The sequence below is a fragment of the Verrucomicrobium sp. BvORR034 genome (genome assembly GCF_000739635.1).
GTDB lineage: Bacteria > Verrucomicrobiota > Verrucomicrobiia > Verrucomicrobiales > Verrucomicrobiaceae > Verrucomicrobium.
On the sequence record NZ_BATQ01000185.1, the window covers coordinates 82,686 to 106,463 of the forward strand.

General features: G+C 60.3%; 12 protein-coding genes. 6 read left to right on the top strand and 6 right to left on the bottom strand.

All coding sequences use genetic code 11. The features are described 5' to 3' along the window. Position 1: 1 nt before the first annotated feature. The 5 genes from BV034_RS33720 to BV034_RS33740 all read right to left on the bottom strand — a co-directional run bounded on the left by BV034_RS33720 (position 2) and on the right by BV034_RS33740 (position 18,392). Positions 2-11,827 (bottom strand): Ig-like domain-containing protein, encoded by an 11,826-nt coding sequence (locus tag BV034_RS33720; RefSeq protein ID WP_050031332.1) that lies wholly within the window; start codon positions 11,825-11,827, stop codon positions 2-4. A 160-nt stretch (positions 11,828-11,987) separates the two neighbouring features. Next, positions 11,988-12,368, bottom strand: a complete 381-nt coding sequence (locus tag BV034_RS33725; protein ID WP_265593784.1) for a hypothetical protein — start codon at positions 12,366-12,368, stop codon at positions 11,988-11,990. A 479-nt stretch (positions 12,369-12,847) separates the two neighbouring features. After that, on the bottom strand, positions 12,848-15,472 hold the full coding sequence (locus BV034_RS33730; RefSeq protein ID WP_050031334.1) for a DUF1592 domain-containing protein: 2,625 nt from the start codon (positions 15,470-15,472) through the stop codon (positions 12,848-12,850). A gap of 44 nt (positions 15,473-15,516) precedes the next feature. Then, positions 15,517-16,788 carry a DUF1552 domain-containing protein gene (locus tag BV034_RS33735; RefSeq protein ID WP_050031335.1) on the bottom strand — a complete coding sequence of 424 codons (1,272 nt, stop codon included), beginning with the start codon at positions 16,786-16,788 and terminating at the stop codon, positions 15,517-15,519. A gap of 170 nt (positions 16,789-16,958) precedes the next feature. Then, positions 16,959-18,392: a Gfo/Idh/MocA family oxidoreductase gene (locus tag BV034_RS33740; RefSeq protein ID WP_050031336.1), complete on the bottom strand. Its 1,434-nt coding sequence runs from the start codon at positions 18,390-18,392 to the stop codon at positions 16,959-16,961. 267 nt (positions 18,393-18,659) lie between these two features. Here BV034_RS33740 and BV034_RS33745 point away from each other — a divergent pair, with 267 nt between their 5' ends. The 3 genes from BV034_RS33745 to BV034_RS33755 all read left to right on the top strand — a co-directional run bounded on the left by BV034_RS33745 (position 18,660) and on the right by BV034_RS33755 (position 21,367). Continuing rightward, positions 18,660-19,769: an endo-1,4-beta-xylanase gene (locus tag BV034_RS33745; RefSeq protein WP_050031337.1), complete on the top strand. Its 1,110-nt coding sequence runs from the start codon at positions 18,660-18,662 to the stop codon at positions 19,767-19,769. A 51-nt stretch (positions 19,770-19,820) separates the two neighbouring features. Beyond that, a complete protein-coding gene (locus BV034_RS33750; protein WP_050031338.1) occupies positions 19,821-20,741 on the top strand; it encodes an alpha/beta hydrolase-fold protein in 921 nt (306 codons plus the stop codon). Between the two features lie 230 nt (positions 20,742-20,971). After that, the gene (locus BV034_RS33755) at positions 20,972-21,367 is read left to right on the top strand and encodes a nuclear transport factor 2 family protein (RefSeq protein ID WP_050031339.1); all 396 of its coding nucleotides are present in this window, start codon (positions 20,972-20,974) and stop codon (positions 21,365-21,367) included. A gap of 26 nt (positions 21,368-21,393) precedes the next feature. On the opposite strand, the gene BV034_RS33760 is transcribed toward BV034_RS33755, so the two are convergent. Next, the gene (locus BV034_RS33760; protein WP_050031340.1) at positions 21,394-21,906 is read right to left on the bottom strand and encodes a TetR/AcrR family transcriptional regulator; all 513 of its coding nucleotides are present in this window, start codon (positions 21,904-21,906) and stop codon (positions 21,394-21,396) included. Between the two features lie 145 nt (positions 21,907-22,051). Between BV034_RS33760 and BV034_RS33765 the strand changes: the two genes are divergently transcribed. From BV034_RS33765 to BV034_RS33775, 3 genes are all read left to right on the top strand, one after another. Further along, a complete protein-coding gene (locus BV034_RS33765) occupies positions 22,052-22,495 on the top strand; it encodes a DUF5069 domain-containing protein (RefSeq protein WP_050031341.1) in 444 nt (147 codons plus the stop codon). Positions 22,496-22,521: 26 nt separating this feature from the next. After that, entirely contained in the window at positions 22,522-22,905 is a 384-nt protein-coding gene (locus BV034_RS33770; protein WP_050031342.1) for a DoxX family protein, read from the top strand. A gap of 151 nt (positions 22,906-23,056) precedes the next feature. Further along, the gene (locus tag BV034_RS33775) at positions 23,057-23,458 is read left to right on the top strand and encodes a VOC family protein (RefSeq protein ID WP_050031343.1); all 402 of its coding nucleotides are present in this window, start codon (positions 23,057-23,059) and stop codon (positions 23,456-23,458) included. Positions 23,459-23,778 lie beyond the last annotated feature (320 nt).

Below are 23,778 nucleotides of genomic sequence, written 5' to 3' on the forward strand. Positions count from 1 at the left end.
TCTAGGGTACGGGTGCGTCATATGGAACAGCGACCTTCTGTGTCTCGGTAGTGCCTTTTGGATCCGCCTTCCATATCCAGCAGTATCCGTTTACGCTATTTTGCGGCACAACAAAAGCCCCAAATGCGTCCAATGCAGCGTCTTCCCATTCTTGGTGGCTCGCGTAGGGAGTCGCCGTTCCATAGGAAGGATCGTAGTACTTCCCGCCATACTCCACCAGAGAATGGTCTGCAAAATGAGCTATTGGATTTCCATTCCCTTGAGCGCCGACACCGTTGTTGTCCGTAGGAAAGAACGGGTCGGCATTGAGCGTCCAGCTTTTCACATACAGCCGGGGGTATCCGACAGGGTTCAAGGTGCCAGGGTAGTGCGCCAGTATGTCAGCCTGGAATTGAGCCTGGCTGGGAAGCGGCGCAACGAACATGAAGATGTTTGCATCGATACCCTGGGTACGAAGGATATCTGTGAACAGCCTGTTCCAAGCACCACAACTACCATCGCCTGTCGAGATCAGCACCAGTGAAGAGGCGGAAATGCTATTGGGATTCCCCCAATACTTCATGGCAGTCCCGCTTAGCTCACCCGTGCCGGGTTTCACAGTTTGAACGTTTTGATCCGTGAAGTCCGCATAGATGGCATCTACCACCGCTTGCGCGTTCGCCCCCTTGCCTTGCGCATTGCGGCAACTGATGTTGAAGAAGCCTTCTCTCTTCTCCGCCGCTGCCGTCTTGATGGGGTCTGCCATCACGATGTAGACCGTATGCTTGGTGCTGCCGATCGCGCTCCAGTCGCCGTTGCCAACCTTGACCTCCCAATCAATCTTGAAGGCGGAACCCGCGTCCGCGCTGTGGAACTGGATGGAGTTCGTCAGGTTGTTTTGTGCCGTGGTGAGCGACAGATTGAGCGTGCCGCCGCTGCCGGGCGTCACGGAGGTCTCAGGGATCTGCAGGCCCTGGGCAGACGTGGCCTTCACCATGACGGTATGGCCAGACGGCAGGTCCTTGATCTGCAGCTCCGCCCCCACCTGCGGCTTGGTATTGCGGGTGTACGCCACGGGATAGTTCTTGTCCCCTCCGGCAGCATTGATGCCCGTGGCGGCGACGCCATCCGCATTCCCATCCACCCATTGAGGCGCGCTGTAAGTGGTCGTACCATTGTCAGATTTCAGCTCGTGATACTTGGTGCCGCCAAAGCTCACCTTCTTGACATCCGCGGGCAGCAGGTACGCCTTCTTGTTCTTGAAGGCAGGGCTGTCTGAGAACGAGGTCAGCAACCGGTCAGGATCCACCTTCACCACCCGTGGGTTGGGCAGCGTGCTGCCACCTTCCGATGTCAACACGTCCACATAGAGGGTGCCGTCATAGTCCGGCCCTTCCTTGAGGGTCGTGCTCTTGTGGTTCAAGGTTATTTCATAAGAGATCTGGCGGTTCAGCGTGATCGTATCCTTGGAAAGTTCGCCAGGCTTCGACTCACCCAGCGTTTGCCCCCCCTTGAACGTCACGGAGTAAGACTCCGACTTGCTGCCGCTGTCATCGCCCCAGGTCACTTTCACCTTGTACTGATCACTTGGCTTGGGATTCCCCTGGCCACCCGGATCGGGGTTGCCACCGCCACCACCGCCACCACCGCCACCACCGCCACCACCGCCACCACCGCCGCCACCGCCGCCACCGCCGCCACCGCCCGGTCCCCCGGGTCCTGGGTTGCCGCTGCCTGGCGGATTGCCAGGCTGGCCGCCGCTGCCGTCTCCTCCTACGGTGCCACCCCCAGTAGAGCCACCGGTGCCCTGGCTGGCCGCCTTGGTCCGGAAGTGGAGCTCCCATTCCTCCGATTGCTCGAAGTTCGCGCCTGCCTGGCTCTTCACATCAACACTCACGCGCACAATGTAGGCCGTGTCATTCGCCAGCGCAGCCAGCGGGATGATGTCCAGCCGCTTGAGCAGGCTGTTGTAGCTGAGAACCGCAGGCACCGGCTGCCCCGTCCATCCGGTGATCAGCTTCACATTCGCATTGGTCAGGGTCGAGGCGTCCATGGCCTCGTTCCAGGTCAGCTTGATAGCGATCTGCGGGCTGACATTGATGTAGTGGTTCACCGGGTAGGTGGCAGTGACGTAGGGCCCCGTCAGCGGCGGATCCAGCGGAGGATCCACCGTCTTGAAGCTCCAGCGATGCTCCGCTGCCATCTGCTCACCTCTGAGGTTGGTCACACCCGTCTGGATGACCACTTCATACACTTTGCCCAGGGTCATCGCCGCCACCGGCGTCACATCCACGCGGTACCAGTAGGGGTCATAGGTGACCGTCGCTGGCACCACGTTCTGCTGGTCATCATACACCGTGAAGGTGCTGCTGGACACTGTGGACGCATCCAGAGGCTCGCTCCAGTACGTGGAAACTACCGCCGTGGCAGACACATTGATGTAGTCCGGCCCCGGCAGAGTCTGCAGCACATCCGGCTTGCTCACCGCCGTGCTGTTGGCGCTGGTCTCGAAGATCTGGGGCCCAAAGGGTGCCACCACGAAGTCGTTCACCAGGTCAGGCGCCACCTCCCATTCGTAGAGGGTGTTGGCATCCAGCGGGGATGCTGGCACGAAGGCCACCAGCTGACGTCCGTGCAGGATCTGGGAGGAGCCAGCCACCACCTGCCCGTCCGAAAAGCGCTTCAGCAGGAAGTCGGGTGCCACCGCCCCCACGGGCAGAGGACGGCTCAGGCCGATCACCAACACCTTGTCCACAGGCACATTGCTTTCCCCCTGCACAGGACGGCTGTAAGTGACGGCGATCGGGACAGACGCACCATCGTTGGGGTCGGTCCCCATCAAGTACTCATCCAGATTGCTGTGGCCGTCGGAGTCATCGTCCATCCAGCTGTCATCCACCAGCGGGTTCGTGCCGTGGGCAATTTCATAGCCATCTGGAATGCCGTCCCCATCCGTGTCCGCCAGAGCCGGGTCTGAGTGGTGCAGCGTGACCTCATTGCCATCGCTCACGCCATCCCCGTCACTGTCCGTCTGCCCCGGATCCGTGCCGTGGGCGGCTTCAGCCAGATTGTCCAGCCCGTCACCATCGCCATCCCCGGTGCCCGTCTGGCCGAGCCCACCGAAATGCTCCGTCTCCCACGCGTCAGAGAGACCGTCACTATCCGTGTCCACAGAGGCCTCATAGGCACCCAGATCTGGCGGCACGTCGCGCAGCTTCGCTTTGATATCACGTGTGATCTTGGATCCCGTGGCGACCACCCCGGCATCGACCGCCGGACTGGCAGGGTCAGGCACACCTGCGCCGTCCAACAAGGGGTCCGCCCCGGAGGCACCGTACTCCGCACCCTGGATGATGCAGCGCTTCACCACCACTTGGGCCGTCTCGCTGGGGGCATACACCTGGACCTCATCCGAGCTGTACTCCGGATTCCAGACAATGGAGTTAAGCAGGCTCAGTTTGCCGCTGCCATCCACATGGATGCCCGTGCCTCCATACTGATAGGTGTTCTCGTTGTTGATGATGGTGCAGTGCTCCACCGTCAGGTCGCCCGTACCCAGGTAAATTCCCGCACCGCCGGACAAATAGTTTTCCTTGATCACGCAGTTCACCAGGCGGACCTGGTCATTGCTTTCCGGCGTATAGACGTAGACGCCGCGCCCCTCATAGACACTCGTGGTGTGTGAGATCACGAGGCCGTCCACCATGGCGTGCTCGCTCTGCAGGTAGAGGCTGGCATAGCTGTTGGAGCTGGCGATCGCCGGCGGAGTGGCCCCCGCCTCCCCGAGGATCAAGATGGCCTTGCTGCCAATGTAGACAGACTCATCGTAGGTTCCGGATTTTACAAAGATGATCTTATGGGTGCCGCTCGCCGCATTGGCGGCATTGACGGCGGCCATGATGGTCTTCTTCTGCGTTGCGTTCTCCGTCACGAATGCCGGGTTCACGGTAATATCCATCGCAGGCAGGCTTCCGGCCACACTGGCCTGCGTCCCGCGTTTGAACTCATAGATGTTCGGAATCCGGTCGCCGTCCTTGTCCTTGAGCGCGTCCTGCGGATCCAGGGGATCCAGCCCGTGCGTCACCTCATACAGATCCGTCATGCCATCACCATCGGAATCCGACACCGCGGGATTGCTGCCAGCCCCAAACTCCACGGAGTCGCTCACGCCGTCACCGTCTGAGTCGGTCAGGCCGGGGTGACTGCCGTACACGAGCTCCTGCGCATTCGTCAGCCCGTCGGAGTCACTGTCAGCCGCGCCGTTGGCGGTGAGATTGCCCAGGTGGGCCGTCTCCCAGGCATCCGGCAGATGGTCGGTGTCGCTATCTACATACTCATCCGCACCCAGATCTGGGGTGGAGCCGCGGGCCTCACCATGGATGTCTTTGGCAGACACCGGCAGCACCGGCGTGTTGGCCGCATTGATCGCCGGGCTGCCATGGCGCAGGAAGCCCGTGGGGGTGAGCACGGGATCAGCGAAGAGCCCGCCCCATCCACCGCCATACACCACGGAGTTCAAGACCTCACAAGACGCACCCTGACCCTTGTAGATCTGTGGATGCAAGGCCGGCAGCGCCGGATTCCACACGATGGAGTTGCGCAGGCGCAGGGCACCACCGCTGATGTGGATGCCCCAGCCCTGGGTGGCGGTGGAAGCAGGCAGCCCTGCGTTGTCCACCACTGTGCTGTGATCCACCGTGGCCAGGCCATCAGAGATGAGGATGCCAGCCCCTGAGAGGCTGCGGTTGCCCCGGATGATCGTATTGACGAGTCTGGCATGCCCCTGATGGGCGCCGATGGACACCTCTACCCCGCCGCTGTTGGTCGTCACGGAGGAGTGCGTCAGCACCAGGCCGTCCACCACGCAGCCGTCCTGCACGACCGTCAAACTGTAATCTCCTGAACCAGAGGACACCACCGGTGGGGTATGCCCCTGCTCACCAAGGAGAATGATGCGCTTGCCATGGAGATAGACCTGTTCCGCATAGCTGCCCTTCTTGACCAGGATGATCTTGCAATCGCCCCCGGTGTTGTTCGCCGTCGAGATCGCCGCACTGATGCTGGTGTGCGATCCGCCCGTGGCCGCCACAGTGAAGTCCGCCGCCTGCACGCTCGCAGCACTGCTGGGGTCCTTCCCACGCACGTACTCAAAGAGGTTGGGCAGCCGGTCACCGTCCTTGTCATCGAGCGCGTCGCGATAGTCCAGCGGGCTCAGCCCATGCGTCACCTCATAGCCATCCGGCATGCCGTCCAGATCCGTGTCCGTCACGAGCAGCCCCGTCCCGGCGGCCACTTCGTCACCATCATCCAGGCCATCGCCGTCCGTGTCAGCCACTTGAGGGTTCGTGCCATACAGGCTGTATTCACTCAGGTTGTCCAGATCATCGCCATCCGCGTCTCCACCAGGCGTCGTGACCCCGAGCGCCTCCAGCCAGTCCGGCAGACCATCGCTGTCGGAATCGACAAACTCATCCGCACCGATGTCCGCAGCGCCAGAGCGCGATTCCCCCTGGATGTCCTTCAGCAGGGAGGAGCCCACCGCCGTGTCGAGCGCAGGTGAAGCGGCCTTTAGATAGCCCCTGGGGTTCAGGAAAGGATTGGTCGCCAGACTGTCATATTCACCTCCGGCAATGATCGAGCTGACCACCGTCACCGAGGCGGGGTTGGACGCGTAGACTTCCGTCTCGCCATCACCATCTGGATTCCAGACAATGGAATTCGCCAGTTTGAGCCTGGACGAGTACCCCACGTAGATGCCCCGGCCATTGTTGGCGGCCAGGTTGCCAAAGACGGACACGTGCTCCGCCTCCAGCCTCCCGTTGCTCACATAGATGCCAGCCCCCTGATTGGCACCATGGTTGTGGATGAAGCAGTTCACCAAGCGGGCACGAGTCTGCGCCGTAGGCAAGGAGACCTGCACGCCACTGAGGCCGTTGAAGGGATTGCCATCCACGTCATTGATCCGGGTGATGCGGAAACCGTCCACCACAGACTCCTCGTTCAGGCTCACCGCATAGGTGCCAGAGTTCACCGCTCTGATCTCCACCGGCGCCGCTTCCTGGTCTGCCAGCAGCAACACCTTGCGCCAGTTCGAGATGCTCACACTCTCCTGATACACCCCGCTCTTCACGCGGATGATGCTGTAGTACGGGCTGCTGGAGCTCGCCGTCGTACTGTTCACCGCCGCCTGGATCGTCGTGTGGGAGCCCCCGCCCGCCTGGGCCACCACATAGTCATCCGCCGGGCGCAGGCTGCCATTGCTGGCAGAGGTGCCCCGCTTGTACTCCCACAGGTTCGGCACCCGGTCCCCGTCCTTGTCTTCCAGGGCGTCATCCAGGAGCGGGTTCAAGGTATGCACAGACTCATAGCCATCCGGAATGCCGTCGGAATCCGTGTCATTGTCAAAGGGGTTGGTATGGGCCAGGATCTCGTCACTGTCGTCCAGCCCGTCCCCGTCCGCGTCTGCCAGCAGGGCATCCGTCCCGTACAGGGAGTATTCGTCCAGATTGTTCAGGCCGTCTCCGTCATTGTCCCCGCCGGGGTTGGTCACGCCCAGCGCCTCCAGCCAGTCCGGCAGGCCGTCACTGTCGGCATCCCGCCACTCATCGGCACCAGCATCCGGCGTGGAGACACGGGTCTCCCCCTGGATGTCCCGCAGCACCCCGGCTGCAGTGGAGCCAGCATTCACCGCAGGAGACGCGCTCGTCACGTACCCCAGGGGATTGATGAGGGGATCCCCTGTCGCCCCACCGAAGGCCCCGCCCCGGACCACAGAGCCGATGACAGACACCGTCCCGGTGGAGTCCTTGGCGATCTCGGCATACCCGGCCGCATTGGGATTCCACAGGATGGAGTTCACCACCCGAATAGAGGCACTGTAGGACGCGTAGAGGATGGAGCCCTCCGCCCCCGTCTTGTTATTGTACAGGGTGGAGTGCGAGATCTCCAAACGGCCCTGGCCAAGGTGGACTGCCGCCGCACCTGCGCTCCCGTGCCCGTTGATAAAGCAGTTCACCAGCCTCGCCTGATCGTCCGGCTCGGAGAGGGATACCGTCACCCCGGTGTAGCCGTTCAAGGCATCCCCGTCCACGTCCTTAGTACGGGTGATGCGGAATCCATCCACCACGGCTTCGCCATTAAGCGAGACCGCCTGGTAACCGATGGCACTGGCGCGGATCTCCACCGGGGCGGACTGCAGATCCGCCAGCAGGAGGATCTTCTGCCCCCCGTACACCGAGATCTGCTCCTGATACACGCCCGGAGTCACCCGGACAATGCTGTAGTACGGAGTGCTCCAGTTCGAGGTCATACTATTGAGCGCGCTCTGGATGGTGGTGTGCGTGCCCCCGGAGGCCGCCACCACGGCATCAGCCGTCGGCTTGTCAGCGGCATTGCTTGGGGAATGGCCGCGCTTGTACTCCCAGAGGTTGGGAATGCGGTCCCCGTCCTTGTCGGCAAACGTGTCATCCGCCAGCGGATCGAGGTTGTGCGTGAGCTCATAGCCATCAGGCATGCCGTCGCGGTCGGTATCCGGGTGATTGGGGTCACTGCCAGCAGCGTATTCCGCGGCATCCCCGGCCCCGTCCCCGTCGGTATCTGCCACACTGGGATTGCTGGAGATATCGTACTCCTGGGCATCCGGCAGGCCATCGCTGTCAGCATCGCCCAGACCGTTCCGGCTCAGGTTGGTGAAGTGCTTGATTTCCCACCAGTCCGCCATGCCATCGTTGTCGGCATCCACCCATTCATCAGCCCCGATGTCAGCGCCCACGCCCGAGGGGCGCAGCTCGCCGTCCATGTCCAGGTTCGATGAATTCACCAGCTCTCCAGCATTGATCGCTGGCGAGCCTGCCCTCAGGTGCCCGTCAGGCCGCAGCAACGGGGCCGTGCTGATGTTCCCCGCCCCGGCATGACCACCGCGGATGCTGGAGTGCGTGACCACCGCGCTGCCGTAGCCAGCGGTCAGCTCCGCCGCGCTCCCTGGGTTCCAGAGGACGGAATTCGCCACGGTAAGGTTGCCACCGTACACATACACCGCCTCCCCGCTCGACGTCGTGGTGTTGCCAGTGAGGGTGCAGTGCACCAGCACCACATCACCACCACTTGCATAGACCGCCGCACCATTGGCGGAGGAGTGGTTGTTCGCCAGTACGCAACCGATGATCCGCACATTGGCGTAGCTGATCCCCAACGCGGCTCCATAGTACCCTTCCGCATTCTTAAAGGTGAACCCGTCCACCACAGACTCCGTGCTGAGAGTCAGGCCCTGGGAAAGGCTTTCACAGTCGACGGTGGTCTTCGAGGCCCCGTCCGCTGAGATCAGGAGCATCTTGTAGCTGTTGATCTGCAGCGCGGTGTTACCCGTGCCCGTGTACACGCCCGGCCCCACCTTCACGATCTGGAAGTCCTGGGAAACCGCATCGATGGCCTCCTGGATGGTCGTGTGGCTGCCCCCACCCAGCGCATCCACCACATAGTGCGGCGTAGGCACGGAGGAAGCCAGATTGGGATCACTGCCGTTACGCAATTCATAGATGTTGGGATAGCGGTCCCCGTCTTCGTCATCATAGGCATCAGCCAGCAGCGGGTTCAGCCCGTGGTCGATTTCATCGCCGTCCGTGATGCCGTCCCCATCAGAGTCATTGTTGCCAGGGTTCGTACCTGCCTGGAACTCCTCCAGGTTCGTCGCCCCATCGTTGTCATAGTCCCCCGTCTCATCTTCGCCCAGGCCCCCAAAGTGGACCACCTCCCAGTCATCCCCCAGATCGTCTGAATCCGAGTCTGCCTGCACGATCACTGTGCGCGGGGCGGAAAAGCCCTCCGCATCCAGATCATCATAAGCACGCGCCGTCACGCTGTACGTTCCCGCTGGCACGCTGTTCCAGGTCCACTGGTATGGCGGAGACGTCAGCTCCTGGAGGAGCGTCGCTCCTGAGTAGAACGCCGACTTCGTGATGACTCCGCTCTCGTCCACGGCAGAGGCAGACAACTGGATGTTGGCCCCCTCCAGATAGATCTTGCCCACAGGGGGCGTGAGCATTTGCACCACAGGACGCGGGTTAACGGAAAGCACCACCGGCAGATGGAGTGCATCCTCACCCGGGGCATCAGGAGTCACCACGATCGTGCCCTCCAGTGGCACTGCGGAATAGGGTGGTGCCGTAAAGGTGGCCGTCACATTCACGCTTTGGCCCGCCGGGATCTGGCCAGAGAGAGGGCTCACCGCCAGCCACGGAGCCAGGGACTTGATGGAGACAGCCAGGCTGTCCTTCAGATACGCAGCATTTGAGACCACCGTGAGCCCTTGATCGCCCAGTAGATTCTGCACCCCGACCGTGGCACTATCCACAGCTCCGGTCAGCGTTTTGTAATACAACAGGATCTCACCGTCCGGCTTCAGCACGATCTGGAACGTGACATTCCCCGATCCACTGTAGAAGGCCACTTCTTCAAACTGGATGACGAACTCCGTGCCGTTGTCCTGATAGTAGATGTCGCCATTGCTGCCAGGATGCAGGTCGTCAAAGAGCGCGGCAATGAGATTGACCGGAAGGGAGGCATTGGGAAGTGCCCCATTGGAAGGCGTCGAGTTGCCACTGCCAAATGTGACATAGCCATTGCTTCCCACATGGAGCTCCGTGAAGGTCTGGCCGTAGAATGGGAACGGGAAACTCAGGCTCACTGGGGCAGAGGCATCGTCCTCACTGGAGAGTCCCACGAGGTGGGTGCCCGTGGTGCGGATGTCATTCCAGGCAAAGACAGGCCCTCCCGGCGCGTCAGAGTCCCGGTACTGATAGTCGCCCCCACCAGGGATCTCTGTGTTTAGAAGTTCGATGTTATAATCCAGCGGTTGAGTGCCGCGGTTCGTCAGCGTCACCGTCTTGGGCCCGCTGGTGCTGTTGGCAGTCACGGTGGCTTCCAGGGGATTCGGACTGCCCGTGATGATGGTGGCGTACACACTCAACTCCACGGCAGTGCCCGTGCCTGAGCTGGCGGCAATCTGCGACTCAGGCAGCGTTGTTGCCGGCTGTTTGTAGTAGGCTTCCACCAGTCCTGCACTGCTGCTTCGCACCTCCAGCACATCGCTCAGGGTAGGAGTTCCCGCATTGGTCGGGGCGAGTTTGCCTTCCCCCTCAGTGACGGAGAACTCCACCGGGGCATTGACCAGCTTCACACCCGTGGCCAGGTTTTTCACCTTCACCACCAGGGGGCTGCTGGTAAAATCCAGCGCATTGGCATGCTGGTGGTTGCCGGAAACAATCTCCAGCACCGGCACGATCAGCGCCCCACCCTGGCTGTAGTAGTCCGCGGGATCACTCCCTGCCTGGAATTCACTGCGGTTGCTCAATCCATCACCGTCAGGATCTTCACCAGCATCGTCAGGATCATTGGTGGCGAGGCCGTGGGCTGTCTCCCACCAGTCAGGCATTCTGTCCCCGTCCGTATCGACAGAGGCCCCGCTGACGTCCAATGTGAACATTCTCTCCGTATGGGCCCCATCACCGTCTGCCACGCTCAAGGTCAGCGATTGCAGCCCGTTCGCCACCCATTGCAGGCTGTCTCCGGCCAGGAGCTCCCCGGTAGGCGTCAGGGAGAAGTGGGAGCCATTGGGATTGTCCAGGGTTGGAATCGAGAAAGTAAGGGGGTCGAGATCGATATCCATGCCGAACACATCCCCCACGCGGAAAGGGGTACCCGGCACGCCGGGCTGCACCTGGACCGCAGCCACGGCATAGTAGTGAACAGCCCGGTTGTCCGTGTCACGGATGGAGGTACTGACACCGAAATCCATCGAGCCATTGGCCGTTTCCACGTATTCGCCGAACCGGTCACCCGGCACCATGGAGCCATGAGAAAAGCCGTTGATATTGAAGGAATAGTTGTCCACCGAGCCATTCCAGTTCATCACCATCACCAGGCCGGAATCCCATCCCGTCATGTTGTCTAGGGGTGTCCATGAGGAATCCGGCATGCTCACCGCCACCCGCAGCTTGTCATCTACGGCTACAGACCAGCCGAAGTGCGATCCGCCCAGCCCCTGGACATTGGCTTGCACTGCCCCAAACAGGGAAAACAGGTTGTAGAAGCCCAGGAGGTCATTTGGACGATCCCACTGCCCTACATGGATGGTGCCCACCTCACCCATCACATACGTGGTGTTGCCCACGGTAATCCAGCCCTGCTCATAAGGAGCACCGATCGCCAGCACCCGCTCATTCAGCGCCACGGAAAAACCGAAACGACCATCCTGATGCCCGGCGAGGCTCCAGGCCGTATGCACCAGGGACCAGGAGGAACTGCTGTATTCATAGAAGAAGACAGCCCCGGCATCGGTCATGGTATAGGGCGTGGTCCGGTCCCGCCCGGGGGAGCCAACCAGCATCCTGGCGCCATCCACTGCCAAACTGAAACCGAATTGGTCTCCTGCCACGCCACTGGTCGGTTCGACGGTATCCACCAGGGACAACGAGCTGCCACTGAGTTCGTAGATGTACACGGCGCCGCTGGCCACAGAAGAAGAGTCAAGCGCCCCTGGCGCACCGATGTAGATCCTTGAACCGTCGGCTGTAATGCTGGTCCCAAAGCCCGAGGTGCTGCCCGCCGCCAGAGGAGGCTGGAGGGTCGTCTGGTAGGTCCAGCTCCCGTTGCTCCCCTTCAGAAAAACGTCCACTTCATCCAGAGGCAGTGCCCCAGAGGGAGTATCAGGAGTATGCCTCTTGAACCAGTAGGTCCCTGCAGAGGAAGTTGCAAATTCGCCGTCTTTGGAGCTGTCCGTATCCACCCCGTCGAAGCTGGTGACGTCGTCGCTGGTGCTGTCACTATAGTACACGCCGAGGTAGTCAGGCACAATCCCAAGGGCATCGGGCGCATGATTGGCAGACTGCGCTCTCGCGACCTGCGAGAAGGCACACGCGAACCCTATTAACATCGATATCGAAAAAATAAGTTGGCGATGTTTCATGGCAAATTTGGGGCGGGAAAATTTGAGGAGCGGGTGTACCTCTGGACTAGCGGGGTTTTACGGTGAGTGCGTCCATCAGCTCCCGATTCTGCTTGTCGATGATCACGGGAGAGACTTGCACTGCCTGGTCGGCTTTCACATCCTGGGCGCTCAGGGCCTTTTCGCCAGATTTAGCCTCACGGCCCGGGATGATGCTGGATCGTGCCTCGAGGGTTCGAGACTTCATCAAGGGCGAGGTTTGAACCACGAACACCGCATCTGACGGGGCCGCTGAGTCCTGAGCCAAAGGTTGGGGGGCTAATGCGACTTTTGATGGCTCCACCTTGGATTGGACGTCCTTGTCTGGCTCAGACTTGGGGGAGCAGCTTCCCACCATAAGCATGGTGAGGACAGCCAGCACGCCACTTAGGAGCGATGTCACGGACATACTCTCCCTGCTCCCGGGAAGGGGACGCAGAGGGACTTCTTTCTCCAGAGAACTGAAATTCGAGGAACAAACGCCACTCCTTGTCTCGTTTACGAGGTCGCGGCTGACATGCTCCTGCATTATGCAGAATTTATGATGCATGGGTTTGTTATTTTTAACGATGTATTTAACAAACGCGCAATCAAAAAACTGTGAATATTGTTTTGATGGATATTATAGCTTTTGCAATCAATTATCCTTTTGGATAGGTGTTGAGGTTGGCTGTTTTGTCCATACCGGACTCGAGCACTGACCCAACCCGAGTTGGGCACCTGTATTTCGGCCCGTGGGAATAGGATGGTCGATCACCTCAACACGTACTGGGGTGGACCTCGTCCGCTGCGGTCAGAACGACCAAGGGCCGGGACAAAAATGTCCCTCCCTTGCTGTACGCGTCCTCCCGCGCCAGCTCATGTCTTGTGTCTCCCGCGCAGCGGGCTCTACCTCGAACGGAAGATCTCACTCGTCAGGCATTCAGCGACGATGGAGCGCAGGCCGAGGCCCTGTTGCTTCGCCTTGTCGTGAATGTCCTGAATGACGAAGTCATCTGTGGATTCCATGAGGCGGCCGGTGCTGTAGCTGAGCATCTCACCTATGAGGTGGCGGATGAAGAGATCTTCCCGGGTCTTGCGCAGGATTTCTTTGAAGCCTGCGAAGTCTTGGTAGGTCTCGCCAGAGGGGAACTCCCCGGTGGTATCGATCACGGGCGCCGGTGCATCTTTCTTCTTGGGCTTGGGATAGGTGGTACGCCATCGTCCGATGGGGTCGAAGGCCTCCAGGCTGAAGCCGAGGGGATCGATCTTGTGATGACACTCCGCGCAGGTCTTGTCCGTGCTGTGTTTCGCAAGGCGCTCGCGGATGGTGGTGGCACCGGAAACATCGGGCTCGATGGCGGGCACTTCATCCGGCGGCGGCGGCGGATGAATGCCGAGGATGTTCTCACTGACCCACACGCCGCGAGTGACGGGAGAGCTCTCAACCCCGTTGGCGCTCACGGTGAGCACGCCCGCCATGCCCATGAGACCACCGCGATGCTGGTTGCCCTGAAGGCTCACCTTCTTGAAACCATCGGCAAGACGCAACGATTTCGCCTCGGGCAACTCGTAGAGTTTCGCGAGCTTCTTGTCCACGAAGGTGTAGTCCGCACTGATGAACTGCGCCGCAGAACCATTGTTCTTGAGCAGATAACGGAAGAAGAGGCGCACTTCCGCCTTCATGGAATCTGGCAGATCCTCGGCGTAGTAGGAGCGGTTCGTCTCACGCGGGGGCGGTTGGCTGCCCAGGTCGCGCAGGCTCAACCAGCTGTCGAGGAAACCATTCACGAACGCGGTGCTCCTTTCATCGGAGAGCATGCGTTGTACTTGCTTCTTCAGTTCCGCATCCTGGGTGAGCTGACCTGATTTGGCAGCGTCGAGCAGCGCCCGATCCGGCGGCCCTGCCCACAAGGCAAAGGAAAGGCGGGAGGCGAGATCGTAAGGCTTCAGCGCCTTCGAGGATTCATCGGTGATCTCACTGAGATAGAGGAAGGACGGCGAGCACAAGATGAGCTTCACCACATCCTGCGCAGCCTGGCGGGGTGCGGCCTTTTCCCCCAGGCGCTTTTCATAGAGCGCGCGGAGAGGTTGGCGGTCGCTGTCAGTCAGTGGTCGGCGATAGGCCTTCTCTGCGAATGCCAGGAGCTGGTCCACTGCACGATCTTCCTTGAACCCTTCCGGACCGAAGACCGCGACTTCTTCCGCGCTGCCGCCCTTCTCCTGCACGGGCCCCTTGATCTTGACTTCACTGATGCGGATGTGCGGCAGCTTGCCCTCCCGCAGGATGTGAGCGCGGCCCACGAGGGAGGTCGGAATCTTTTCCTTGAACTCGTCTTTGTACCTCTGATTGATCGTGATCACCGAGGCGCGCGATTCATAGGGGCCATTGGGGAAGATGAAACGCGGTGTCTGCCCTGCCTCCAGCCACACGCGGAAATAGAGGCGCGTGGGCTTGTCGTCAGGCACGGTCTTCGTCGCGAGCACGGGCTCGATGGCCTGGGGATAGTGGATGTGGCCCTTGGTCACGTCCCCGGGCACGATGCCCAGGATGAATGGCTCGGAGAGATCGATGCCGAAGATCGCGGGATCGTAGTGCGTGTCGCGGTGCTTGGCCTGCGCCTCCACTTCGATGTCGTACATTCCAGACACGGGCACCCCGTTCAGGAAGTCCTCGATATGGCCGTAGCCGCCCTGACGCGTGTCCGTGTTGGGCTGCTCGTAGAGGTTCAGGAAACCAAAGTTGAAGGCGTCCTTGTGGGAGCCTTGCAGTTCCTCATACTGGACGAAATGGCCGTTGAAGCGCCATTGCTGCGGCTCCATCACGGGCTTGCCAAGCCGCGTCTCCACCAGCCGGTTGGCTGCCTGGAAATACTGGTCCACCAGGAATCCGGAAGTCACCAGTGTCTGGCCGATCGTATCGATGTGGCGGCTCGTTTTCTCCTTTGGGAAATCGGCGGTTAGTCCCAGCGTATCCACGCGGCGGCCGAAGAGCGTGGCGATGGTGTTTTCATATTCGCGGCTCGAAAGGCGACGCATCACGGTGCGCGAGCCGGAGCTTTCCAGTTTGCTGCGCGCCGCCACGGTGCCCTCTCGCAACGCACGCAGCATGGCAAGACGCTCTTCGTCGGACGGCTGGTCCGCCTTCTTCGGCGGCATTTCCTTCAGGGTGATCTGGTCGATGATCTCCTTGGCCGAGATCAGGTCCGCGATGGACTTCAAGGGCAGGCCGAAGGACTCGAAATCCCGGTCGCCTTTCTGAAGGTTGGAGTCATGACACTCGATGCAGTACTTGCCCAGGAAATGATTCACCTGTTGCGGTGAAGTCAGGGCAGGCTGCGGCTTGGGTGCCGCCACGACGGGCTGGGCCGCAGCGGCGGGTGTCGGCGTCACGGGTGCCACAGGTGCCTGAGATGGCGGCGTGGGAGCGGAGGACGTGGCGGCAGCGCCTTCTGGTTTCGCCGCAGGCTGCGGGTTCGGTGAAGGAGCCGGTGATTTATCGTCACCTTGCGCAGCGGCACCACAGAAAGCCATCGCCGACACTCCGGCGACGAGACAGAGAGAATGAAAAACGCGCATCAAGCAAAACGGCCAGTGCTGCTGCCAAAGCGGTCGGTTTCCACGCCCATCTTCTGCGCGATATCTACGAAGAGATTGCACAGCGGCACCTTGTTGATGCCGTCACGCGGCACCTGGCGGTACTCACCGTGCTTGTAGCCACCACCGGCGAGGATGATGGGCAGATCCGAGTTCTTGTGGGAGTTCCCGTCCCCCATCCCACTGCCGAAGAGCACGGTGGTGGAGTCCAGCAGGGTGCGATCCCCGTCGTTCACCTTGGACAGGCGGGCGACGAATTTGCCAAAGTGCTCGATCTGATACCTCTCCAGGGCGATGAGGCTTGCGATCGATTCCGGATCATTGCCGTGGTGGGACAGACCGTGGTAGTCCTTCTTGATGCCCAGGTGCTGCGGCATGAAGTCGCCACCGATCTCCAGCGTGGCGATGCGGGTGCTGTCCGTCTGCAGGGCGAGCGTGATCAGTTCATACAACAGCGGCAGATCCTCCACCGCATTGCGGTTCGCCGGCTTGTCAAACGGCGCGGCGGGCTTGGGCTGCATGGTCCAGCGCTTGCGGAGTTCCAGGCGCTTCTCCACATCGCGCACAGAGGTCAGGTACTCGTCGAGCTTGTCCTTGTCCTCCTTGTTCACCTGGCCGGAGAGGCGGTTGGCCTCCTCCCTCACGGAGTCCAGGATCGAGGCCTGCACCCCATTCTCCTGCACGCGGCGTTCCTGGCGCTCTTTCGAGTCGCTGATGAAGAGCTTCTCAAACAACTCTGCCGGATTCGTGATCGGGGGCACCCGCACGCCGGATTTCGTCCATGCGATCTGGCAGCCACCGTGAATGCCCCCTTCAGAACCAACGGTCAACGAGGGGAACCGGGTCTCAAAGCCCACCTCTTCCGCGAGGTATTGGTCGATCGTCACATTGCCATCCGGACGGTTTTGCGCCTCGGAGTTCAGCACCCCGGAAAGGAACGAATGCACCGCGAAGTGCCCGCCCTTCACGCCGTGATCCAGCCCACGATAGACCGTCATCTGGCTGCGATTGTCCCAGATGGGCTCCAACAGCGTGGTCTTCTCGTATGCCGCACCCGTGGTCGTCGGGAAAAGCTGTTTCACCTGGAACCCAAGCAGGTTGCCAATCGCCACGAACCGCCTTGCGCCCATGCCTGCCCCTTTGGCCATCTGGACGGCCGCATTGCCCCCCACAGCACTGGCCTTGAGGGAGGTGAGCCCCGGCAACGCAAGCGTGGCACCGAGGGACTGGAGGATAAAACGACGACGATTCATGCGGGTTCAGTGAGGGGGTAATTACTAATCGCCCGAAAATAGGGCGATTTTGCAGGAAAGTCGGGTTCAAGCCTTTGAGCAGCGTGGTCTTGTCGCAGACAACGCTGTCTCAAAGGCAAGGGCAAAGGCCGCTTTCTCGTCAGTGTCGGCCCTCTCCAGGAAACAGAAGCCTATGCCAGCTTGTAGCAGTCGGCCCACTCAGCCCGTGGAGGTGCTCCAGCCAGCAGAGCGTTGGCGGCATCATTGCCAATGAAGCGCTTCGTCTTCGGGTCGAAATTCAGATCGACGTTTAAGTACTCGGCGATCATGCCCAGATTCAACACCTGGGTGAGCTCGCCTGAGATGCTGAAAGGTGACTCGGTGGTGGCGTTGCCCATGCAGGCCTGTACGAAGCTCTCAAAGTGGTTCAGCTTCGGCGGCTTCAGCCCCATGGCTTCCTTGAATTCCACCATCTGCTTCCGCGGGTACACCAGGGAGTGGCTGTCATGCGAGCCACGTTGCACCAGGTAGTCGCCCTGTTTGCGATGCAGCAACGTGCCCGCCTTGCCCGGCTTCGGTGCCACCAGCTTGCCGTCCTTGTCGGGATCGCCGTATTTCTCCTCGATCTGTACCTTCACCTCGCCCGCCCGCCAGTGAAGCTCCACCGCAGGCAGCTTCTCCCCACGAGCTGCGAATTCAAAGCGGATGTCGGAAGTGAGCGGGAAGCTCACCTGGTTGTAGTCCGCCAGCTCCAGCGGCGTGATCTTCGTAGGCAGGCCCAGCTTCAGATGATGATGGGCAAAGTCGATGATGTGAGCACCCCAATCGCCGAACATGCCGCCACCATAGACGTGGAAGCCACGCCAGTTGAAGGGGTGATACATCTTGCTGTACGGCTTCACCTCGCGAGGGCCGCACCACAGGTCCCAGCTCTTCAAGGATTCCGGCATCGGCTCCGCCGCTGGATAGCCGGGGATGCGCTCGGCCGCATTCATGAACCACAGCGAGGGTGACTTCCACGCTTCGATCTTCACGATGTCATCGACGATTCCCGCCGCGAGCATCTGCTTGAACTGATCCGCCCCCGCGGAGGTGTGCCCCTGGTTGCCCATTTGGGTGACCACCTTGAACTTCTTCTCCGCACGCATGAGGATCTCAGCCTCCTCAAAGGTGTGCGTCAGCGGCTTCTCCACATACACATGCTTGCCCAGAGCCATCGCGTGAATCGCGGCGGTGAAGTGGGTGTGGTCAGGCGTGACGACACTGACGGCATCAATATCCTTGCCCATCTCGTCCAGCATCACCCGGAAATCGTTGAAGCGCTTCACATCAGGAAACGCTGCCAGATTTTTCTCAACGCCTTTGGCCGTCACGAAATCCACATCCACGAAGGCGACGGGTGTGGCAGAACCGGCGGCCGTCAGCCCGGGAATGACGCTTCCGGCACGGCCGCCGACGCCAACGCAGCCCAGATTGAGCCGGCGGCTCGGTGGGAGTTTAGGATTGTCGGCAGCCCGGGCGCTGGTGAGGTAGGCAGGCAGAAAGGTAAAGCCGAACCCCGCAGAGAGCGAATTTTGGACGAAGCGGCGGCGGGATGGCTGGGGGGATGAGTCGGGTGATTTCATGATTTCTGTAACGGGCGATGGGCTCACCGTAGGCAACGGAACAAAAGACGTCGGTTGCGAGCTGACGGGGCGCATGATCAGTAACGGCATCAGGGGCTCCTGTTTTTCGGCCAGCGACCAATCAAGCCCCAAAGGGTGACGACACGCGGTTCCCCACTGGCCGCAGCCTGCTCCTCGCGAACCTTGTCTGATTTGCCACAAAAAAAGTCAGCCGGCCGATCTCGCAAAGCCCATCCAAACAAGGGTGAATGGGATAACGCGCTCACTATGAAACCTGCCTCACCATCCCTGGGAAACCTCTTCCTTTCGACCGCCCTTTGCCTTGTCGGCGTCACGGGCTTCGGCGCTGAAACGTTGAAAACAGTGGTGCCGTTCTCCATGGGAGTGGGAATCAGTGATCAGATCTTTGAGCGGCCGCAAGACTGGCCTCTGCTCACCTCCCAGTTTTCCTATGTCACTCCGGAGAACAGCATGAAACCCGCGGCCATTCAGGCGCAACCGGGCGCATGGTCTTTCGCCGTTCCCGATCACTTTGTGGAGTTTGCCCGGGCTCACGATCTGAAGGTGGTGGGGCATTGTCTTGTCTGGGCGAAAGATGACCGCACCCCTTCCTGGTTCAGCAAAGAGGGGGACCAGCCCGCTTCCCGTGAGCTGCTGCTAGAGCGCATGAAAGCCCACATTGAGAGCGTCGTGGGCCGCTATCGCGGGAAGATAGCGATGTGGGACGTCGTCAATGAGGCGCTTGACGATGGGGCGGGCTACTTGCGCGACTCGTGCTGGAGCAGGGCTTGTGGGGAGGAGTTCATCGCAAAGGCCTTCGCCTACGCTCATGCCGCAGACCCCGAGGCAATGCTGATCTACAACGACTACAACAATGAACTGGAGGGGAAACGCCAGAGCATGATCCGGCTGATCGAATCACTCCGCGCCCAGAAGATCCCCTTGCACGCCATTGGACTGCAGGGGCATTACGAACTGGACTCGGTCCCGTTTGAAGCCCTTGAAAAAACCCTGCAGGCCATGCGTGCCATGAAGATGAAAGTCGTCATCTCCGAGCTGGACATCGACGTCATTCCACGCGGGCGCTGGTGGGCGGACAATGGTGCAGAGCGGGAGGCGCTCTCCAAGCACAATCCCTATGCGCAGGGCTGCCCTCCGGAAATCCTGCAACGACAGGCCGCGCAGTATGCCCAGCTCTTCCGGCTCTTTAACAAGTACTCCGATACCATCGCGCGCGTCTCTTTCTGGAACCTCCACGACGGACAAAGCTGGTTGAACGACTTCCCTTGGAAGCGTGACAATCATCCACTGCTGTTCGATCGAAACGGGGTGCCCAAGCCTGCCTACCATGAAGTGATGCGGGTGTTTCAACCTTGAACCTTTCATCGCTTCCAACTGCACTCTGCCAAGCTGGGGACACCTGACGCCATGAAGCCGCTTTTGCCTGTTCTGCTCGCCCTTTGTGTGCCCTTGGTGGCGCAGGAGCCCACCGATGCCACCGGGGGCAATCCGCCTCAGCAACCGAGGAAGGCCTGGGGGCCCATCGTTTTGAAAAGCGATGATGTTCCCGCTTTCCCCGCACCACCGGCTGGCTGGGACAAGGTACGCCCAGGCATAGCCCGGGGCAGACTTGAGAGCGTGGAGTATGACTCGAAAACGGTCGGAACCCGACGCAAAATGAACGTCTACACGCCGCCCGGCTACACCGTGGGCAGAAGATACCCGGTGTTGTATCTTCTCCACGGCATCGGCGGTGACGAGAACGAGTGGCAGCACTTTGCGCAGGTGGACACCCTGCTGGACAACCTCATCACTGATGGCAGGGCCGAGCCCATGATCGTGGTGATGCCCAACGGCCGGGCTCAGAAGGATGATCGTCCCACTGGCGATGTGTTCCAACACGCTCCCGCTTTCACGGTTTTCGAACAGGATCTCCTTCAAGACCTCATTCCAGCGGTGGAATCGCGCTACAGCGTTCTGGCCAACAAGGAGAACCGGGCCATTGCCGGCCTCTCCATGGGCGGCGGGCAGGCACTGAACTTCGGGCTCGGTCACCTGGACCACTTCACATGGATCGGTGGATTCTCCTCGGCGCCGAACACCCGCAAGAGTGAAGAGCTTCTACCGCATCCAGACCAGGCAAAGCAACTCAAGCTGTTGTGGTTGTCATGCGGCAGCCGGGATGGCCTCATCCACATCAGCCAGGACGTTCATGCCTGGCTGAAGCGGCATGGCGTGTCCCACGTATGGCACGTCACAGACCACGCGCACGACGCCGCGGAATGGAAGCAAGCCTTCTACTGGTTCCTTCAGGAGCTTTCATTCTCCAGCTCCAGTCCCGAACATTGAGGCTAGCCGTAGTTCCGGGCAGGAGTGCCAGGATTGATGCCACCACCAGCACGATCAGGACTCCATCCGTGATGGAGCTGCGTAAAGACCCTATTGCTTGTGATACATGGAGTTTACAAAGGAGCGTAAAACTCTCGTGGACGCTCAACAAGCACCCAACGTTCTCCGCGTTGCCAGTTCATTGGTCGAATGCTCTTCGTCTCTCCCCCCAACAGCCCATCACTTACGCCATGCCAAGCGCACCGCTAGACCAGTCTTCACCTGAAGCCAAACTGCTCCGCGCAGCCTACGCGGCCTTCAACTCGCGGGACATCGTCACTGCCGCTTCACTCATGACGCCGGACGTCACCTGGCCACGTGCGTTCAAAGGCGGTTTTGTTCGTGGCCCGGAAGAGGTTGGCGAGTACTGGAAAGAACAATGGAGTGAGATTGATCCCAAGGTGGAACCGTTGGCGTTCTACCCCGAAGACTCAGGACGGATCCTGGTCGAGGTGCATCAGGTGGTTCGTGATCTCGCGGGCACCGTTCTTGCCGATGACCGGGTGGGCCATCGTTTCACCCTTGAGGATGGTTTGATTCAAGGGATGGAGGTTTGTGCTCTGCCATCAGCCAGAGCTGTAAACTAGGCGAAGACAAAGGCACAGGCGTGGATTCAATCTCCCGCCTCCAGTGCAGTCAGAATGGTCGGTAACACGGCGTCGGCCAGCTCCTCCGACGACATCTTTTTCTCACGGACGCCCTGAATGGCCGCCCCCGTGATCGCCCAGCTGACCATGGTCGCCTTGAGCCCCGGGTTCTTCGCGCCGTGAGCTTCGAGGCCGCGGAAAATTGATTCGCGGAGAATGGTTCTCACACAGGATTCCGCGATGGGTTCGAACTGGCGTCTGTGGGTGTCGCATCCCGCCGACAGATCAGCGATAAAATCGCAGGCGGCCAGAATCAGCGCCCGCAGACCCTTGTCACAAGTCGGGGCCTCGCCACCCGTCCGCGCCTCAATGGCCATGCCGAACCGTTCCCCAATCATCGCCTCGAGCAGAGCGAACTTGTCCGGGAAATGATCGTAAAACGTCGCCCGATTCAGCGTGGACCTTTCAGCGATGTCCTGGACGGAAATTTGGTCAAAGCCTTTCTCCCCCAGCAGTTCCTGGAACGCCTGGAAAAGCATGCGCCGCGTCCTGCGAACGCGGGGATCAAGTTTGGGGCACGGGGAGGGCACTCTGCAAAATAGCAGTTGACTGTCAAAACGTCTAGTGATGTACTGACGACAGTTGTCGTTTAAGCAACTAGTGACGTAATCACACCCTGAGAATATGAAAAACACAATCGACCTGACCAAGGAAGCCCCTCGCAGTCCCCGCCACCGTCTGGGCGGCTACTCATTGATGGCCCGCATGATCGACAAAGGTCGGGCATCGCTCGACAACAAGACCGGCGAGTACCACTATGCCTGTCCCCTCGACCAGGCACTTTTCGGCTTCAAGGCCGTAGCCGTAGACGAAGTCCTGGCCCTCCTTCGTTCCGGTGCGACCGACGAGGAAGTGATCGCATGGTTTGGAAGCCATGGAGACAGCAAATCTGCCGAAGAAATCTCCAGTTGGTCGGACCAAGTGGACAACTGGACCATGTACGGCGATCCGGAAAAGGGAGAATGGTTTGCTGGGGAATGCACCAAGCTCGGTCTTGATCCAGCAACCACGACGCTGGCGGAATTTCTGGAGGCAGACGATGCCGTGACTTTCGCGATTGCCGCCTGAGCACCCTAGCCCCAAGCGAACCACCCATGAAAATCGCCCTCTGGATCGTACAAAGTCTCCTGGCGTTTGCCTTCGGTGCCTCCGGGTACATGAAGGTTTTCGCCTTCCATCAATTTGTCGCGTCCGCGCCTGATCTGGCGAACCAGCAAGGCCTCTTTACCTTCATTGGTATTGCGGAACTCGCCGGAGCGGTCGGGTTGATTTTGCCCGCACTAACGGGTGTTCTTCCAGTCCTCACCACTTGGGCGGCGGTGGGACTGGGCACGATCATGGTCTTGGGTACGGGCTTGCACATCATGAAGGGAGAGTGGTCTCACGTGCCGGTCACCGTCATCCTTCTGGCACTGAGTGCCTTCGTCGTCTGGGGCCGCGGATTCGGCTCCCAACGCAAACCCATATCGGGAACGTAGGTCGCCATTCAGAGGAGCTAGGCAACTGGGGAAAGTGAGAAAAGTTGTCCTGGAGCTTTGGGGACGTTCGTCGCTGTTTTGACGGGCTGCTTCGGCAGTCCTGCACAAGCAGCTTCGAACTCCAAACTTTAACTCCAAGCCCAAACTTCTCATGAGCCGACAGATCTTCATCTCCCTGCCTGTGGCGGATCTCCCCAAATCCATGGCCTTCTACAAGGCACTGGGCTTTGACCACAATGCTGACTTCACCGATGAAACCGCTTCGTGCGTCGTCATCAGTGAAGTCATTCATGTCATGCTGCTGACGCACCCGAAGTTCACCAGCTTCACGCCCAAGGCGATCTGCGACACAAAGACGAGCACCGAAGTGCTGTTGTCGCTGAATTGTGCAAGCCGCGAGGAAGTGGATGGACTGGTGGCGAAGGCCTTGAGCGCCGGCGGCTCGACCCAGGGGAAGCCGGAGGACAACGGGTTCATGTATCAACACGACTTTTCCGATCCCGATGGGCATCAATGGGGGCTCTTCCATATGAGCGGCATGCCTCCGCAATAGGTGCGTTGCTGGCCCTTCAAGGACGTCGGCGGGGAGGCGAAGCTTGCAGACGCTTCAGCTAGTGCCTGCCAAGGAACCTTGGATGTGAAAGACTCTCAGACCGCCGCAACTCCTTCGGAGTAAAAACCTCCAACACCCGTACCCAACGTAGACTCGCTGGAAGCTCGTCAACGTTGGGCTTGTCGCCCCATCCTCTCCGAGGAAGAACTTCGACTGAGCGAGTGGATGGCACCGGTGCCTTGGCGGCCACCCCAGTCCGAAGCTGATCCCCAGCGGGGATCTCCCAACGTTGGACAAGCCCTAAGCGAGTCAACGTTGGG

What these genes read in the sequence shown, in the direction of transcription:
- BV034_RS33735 (WP_050031335.1), bottom strand. Translation starts at nt 16,788, where the DNA reads ATGAATCGTCGTCGTTTTATCCTCCAGTCCCTCGGTGCCACGCTTGCG.
- BV034_RS33730 (WP_050031334.1), bottom strand. Translation starts at nt 15,472, where the DNA reads ATGGCTTTCTGTGGTGCCGCTGCGCAAGGTGACGATAAATCACCGGCT.
- BV034_RS33750 (WP_050031338.1), top strand. Translation starts at nt 19,821, where the DNA reads ATGAAGCCGCTTTTGCCTGTTCTGCTCGCCCTTTGTGTGCCCTTGGTG.
- BV034_RS33725 (WP_265593784.1), bottom strand. Translation starts at nt 12,368, where the DNA reads ATGTCCGTGACATCGCTCCTAAGTGGCGTGCTGGCTGTCCTCACCATG.
- BV034_RS33760 (WP_050031340.1), bottom strand. Translation starts at nt 21,906, where the DNA reads ATGCTTTTCCAGGCGTTCCAGGAACTGCTGGGGGAGAAAGGCTTTGAC.
- BV034_RS33745 (WP_050031337.1), top strand. Translation starts at nt 18,660, where the DNA reads ATGAAACCTGCCTCACCATCCCTGGGAAACCTCTTCCTTTCGACCGCC.
- BV034_RS33775 (WP_050031343.1), top strand. Translation starts at nt 23,057, where the DNA reads ATGAGCCGACAGATCTTCATCTCCCTGCCTGTGGCGGATCTCCCCAAA.
- BV034_RS33755 (WP_050031339.1), top strand. Translation starts at nt 20,972, where the DNA reads ATGCCAAGCGCACCGCTAGACCAGTCTTCACCTGAAGCCAAACTGCTC.
- BV034_RS33740 (WP_050031336.1), bottom strand. Translation starts at nt 18,392, where the DNA reads ATGAAATCACCCGACTCATCCCCCCAGCCATCCCGCCGCCGCTTCGTC.
- BV034_RS33765 (WP_050031341.1), top strand. Translation starts at nt 22,052, where the DNA reads ATGAAAAACACAATCGACCTGACCAAGGAAGCCCCTCGCAGTCCCCGC.
- BV034_RS33770 (WP_050031342.1), top strand. Translation starts at nt 22,522, where the DNA reads ATGAAAATCGCCCTCTGGATCGTACAAAGTCTCCTGGCGTTTGCCTTC.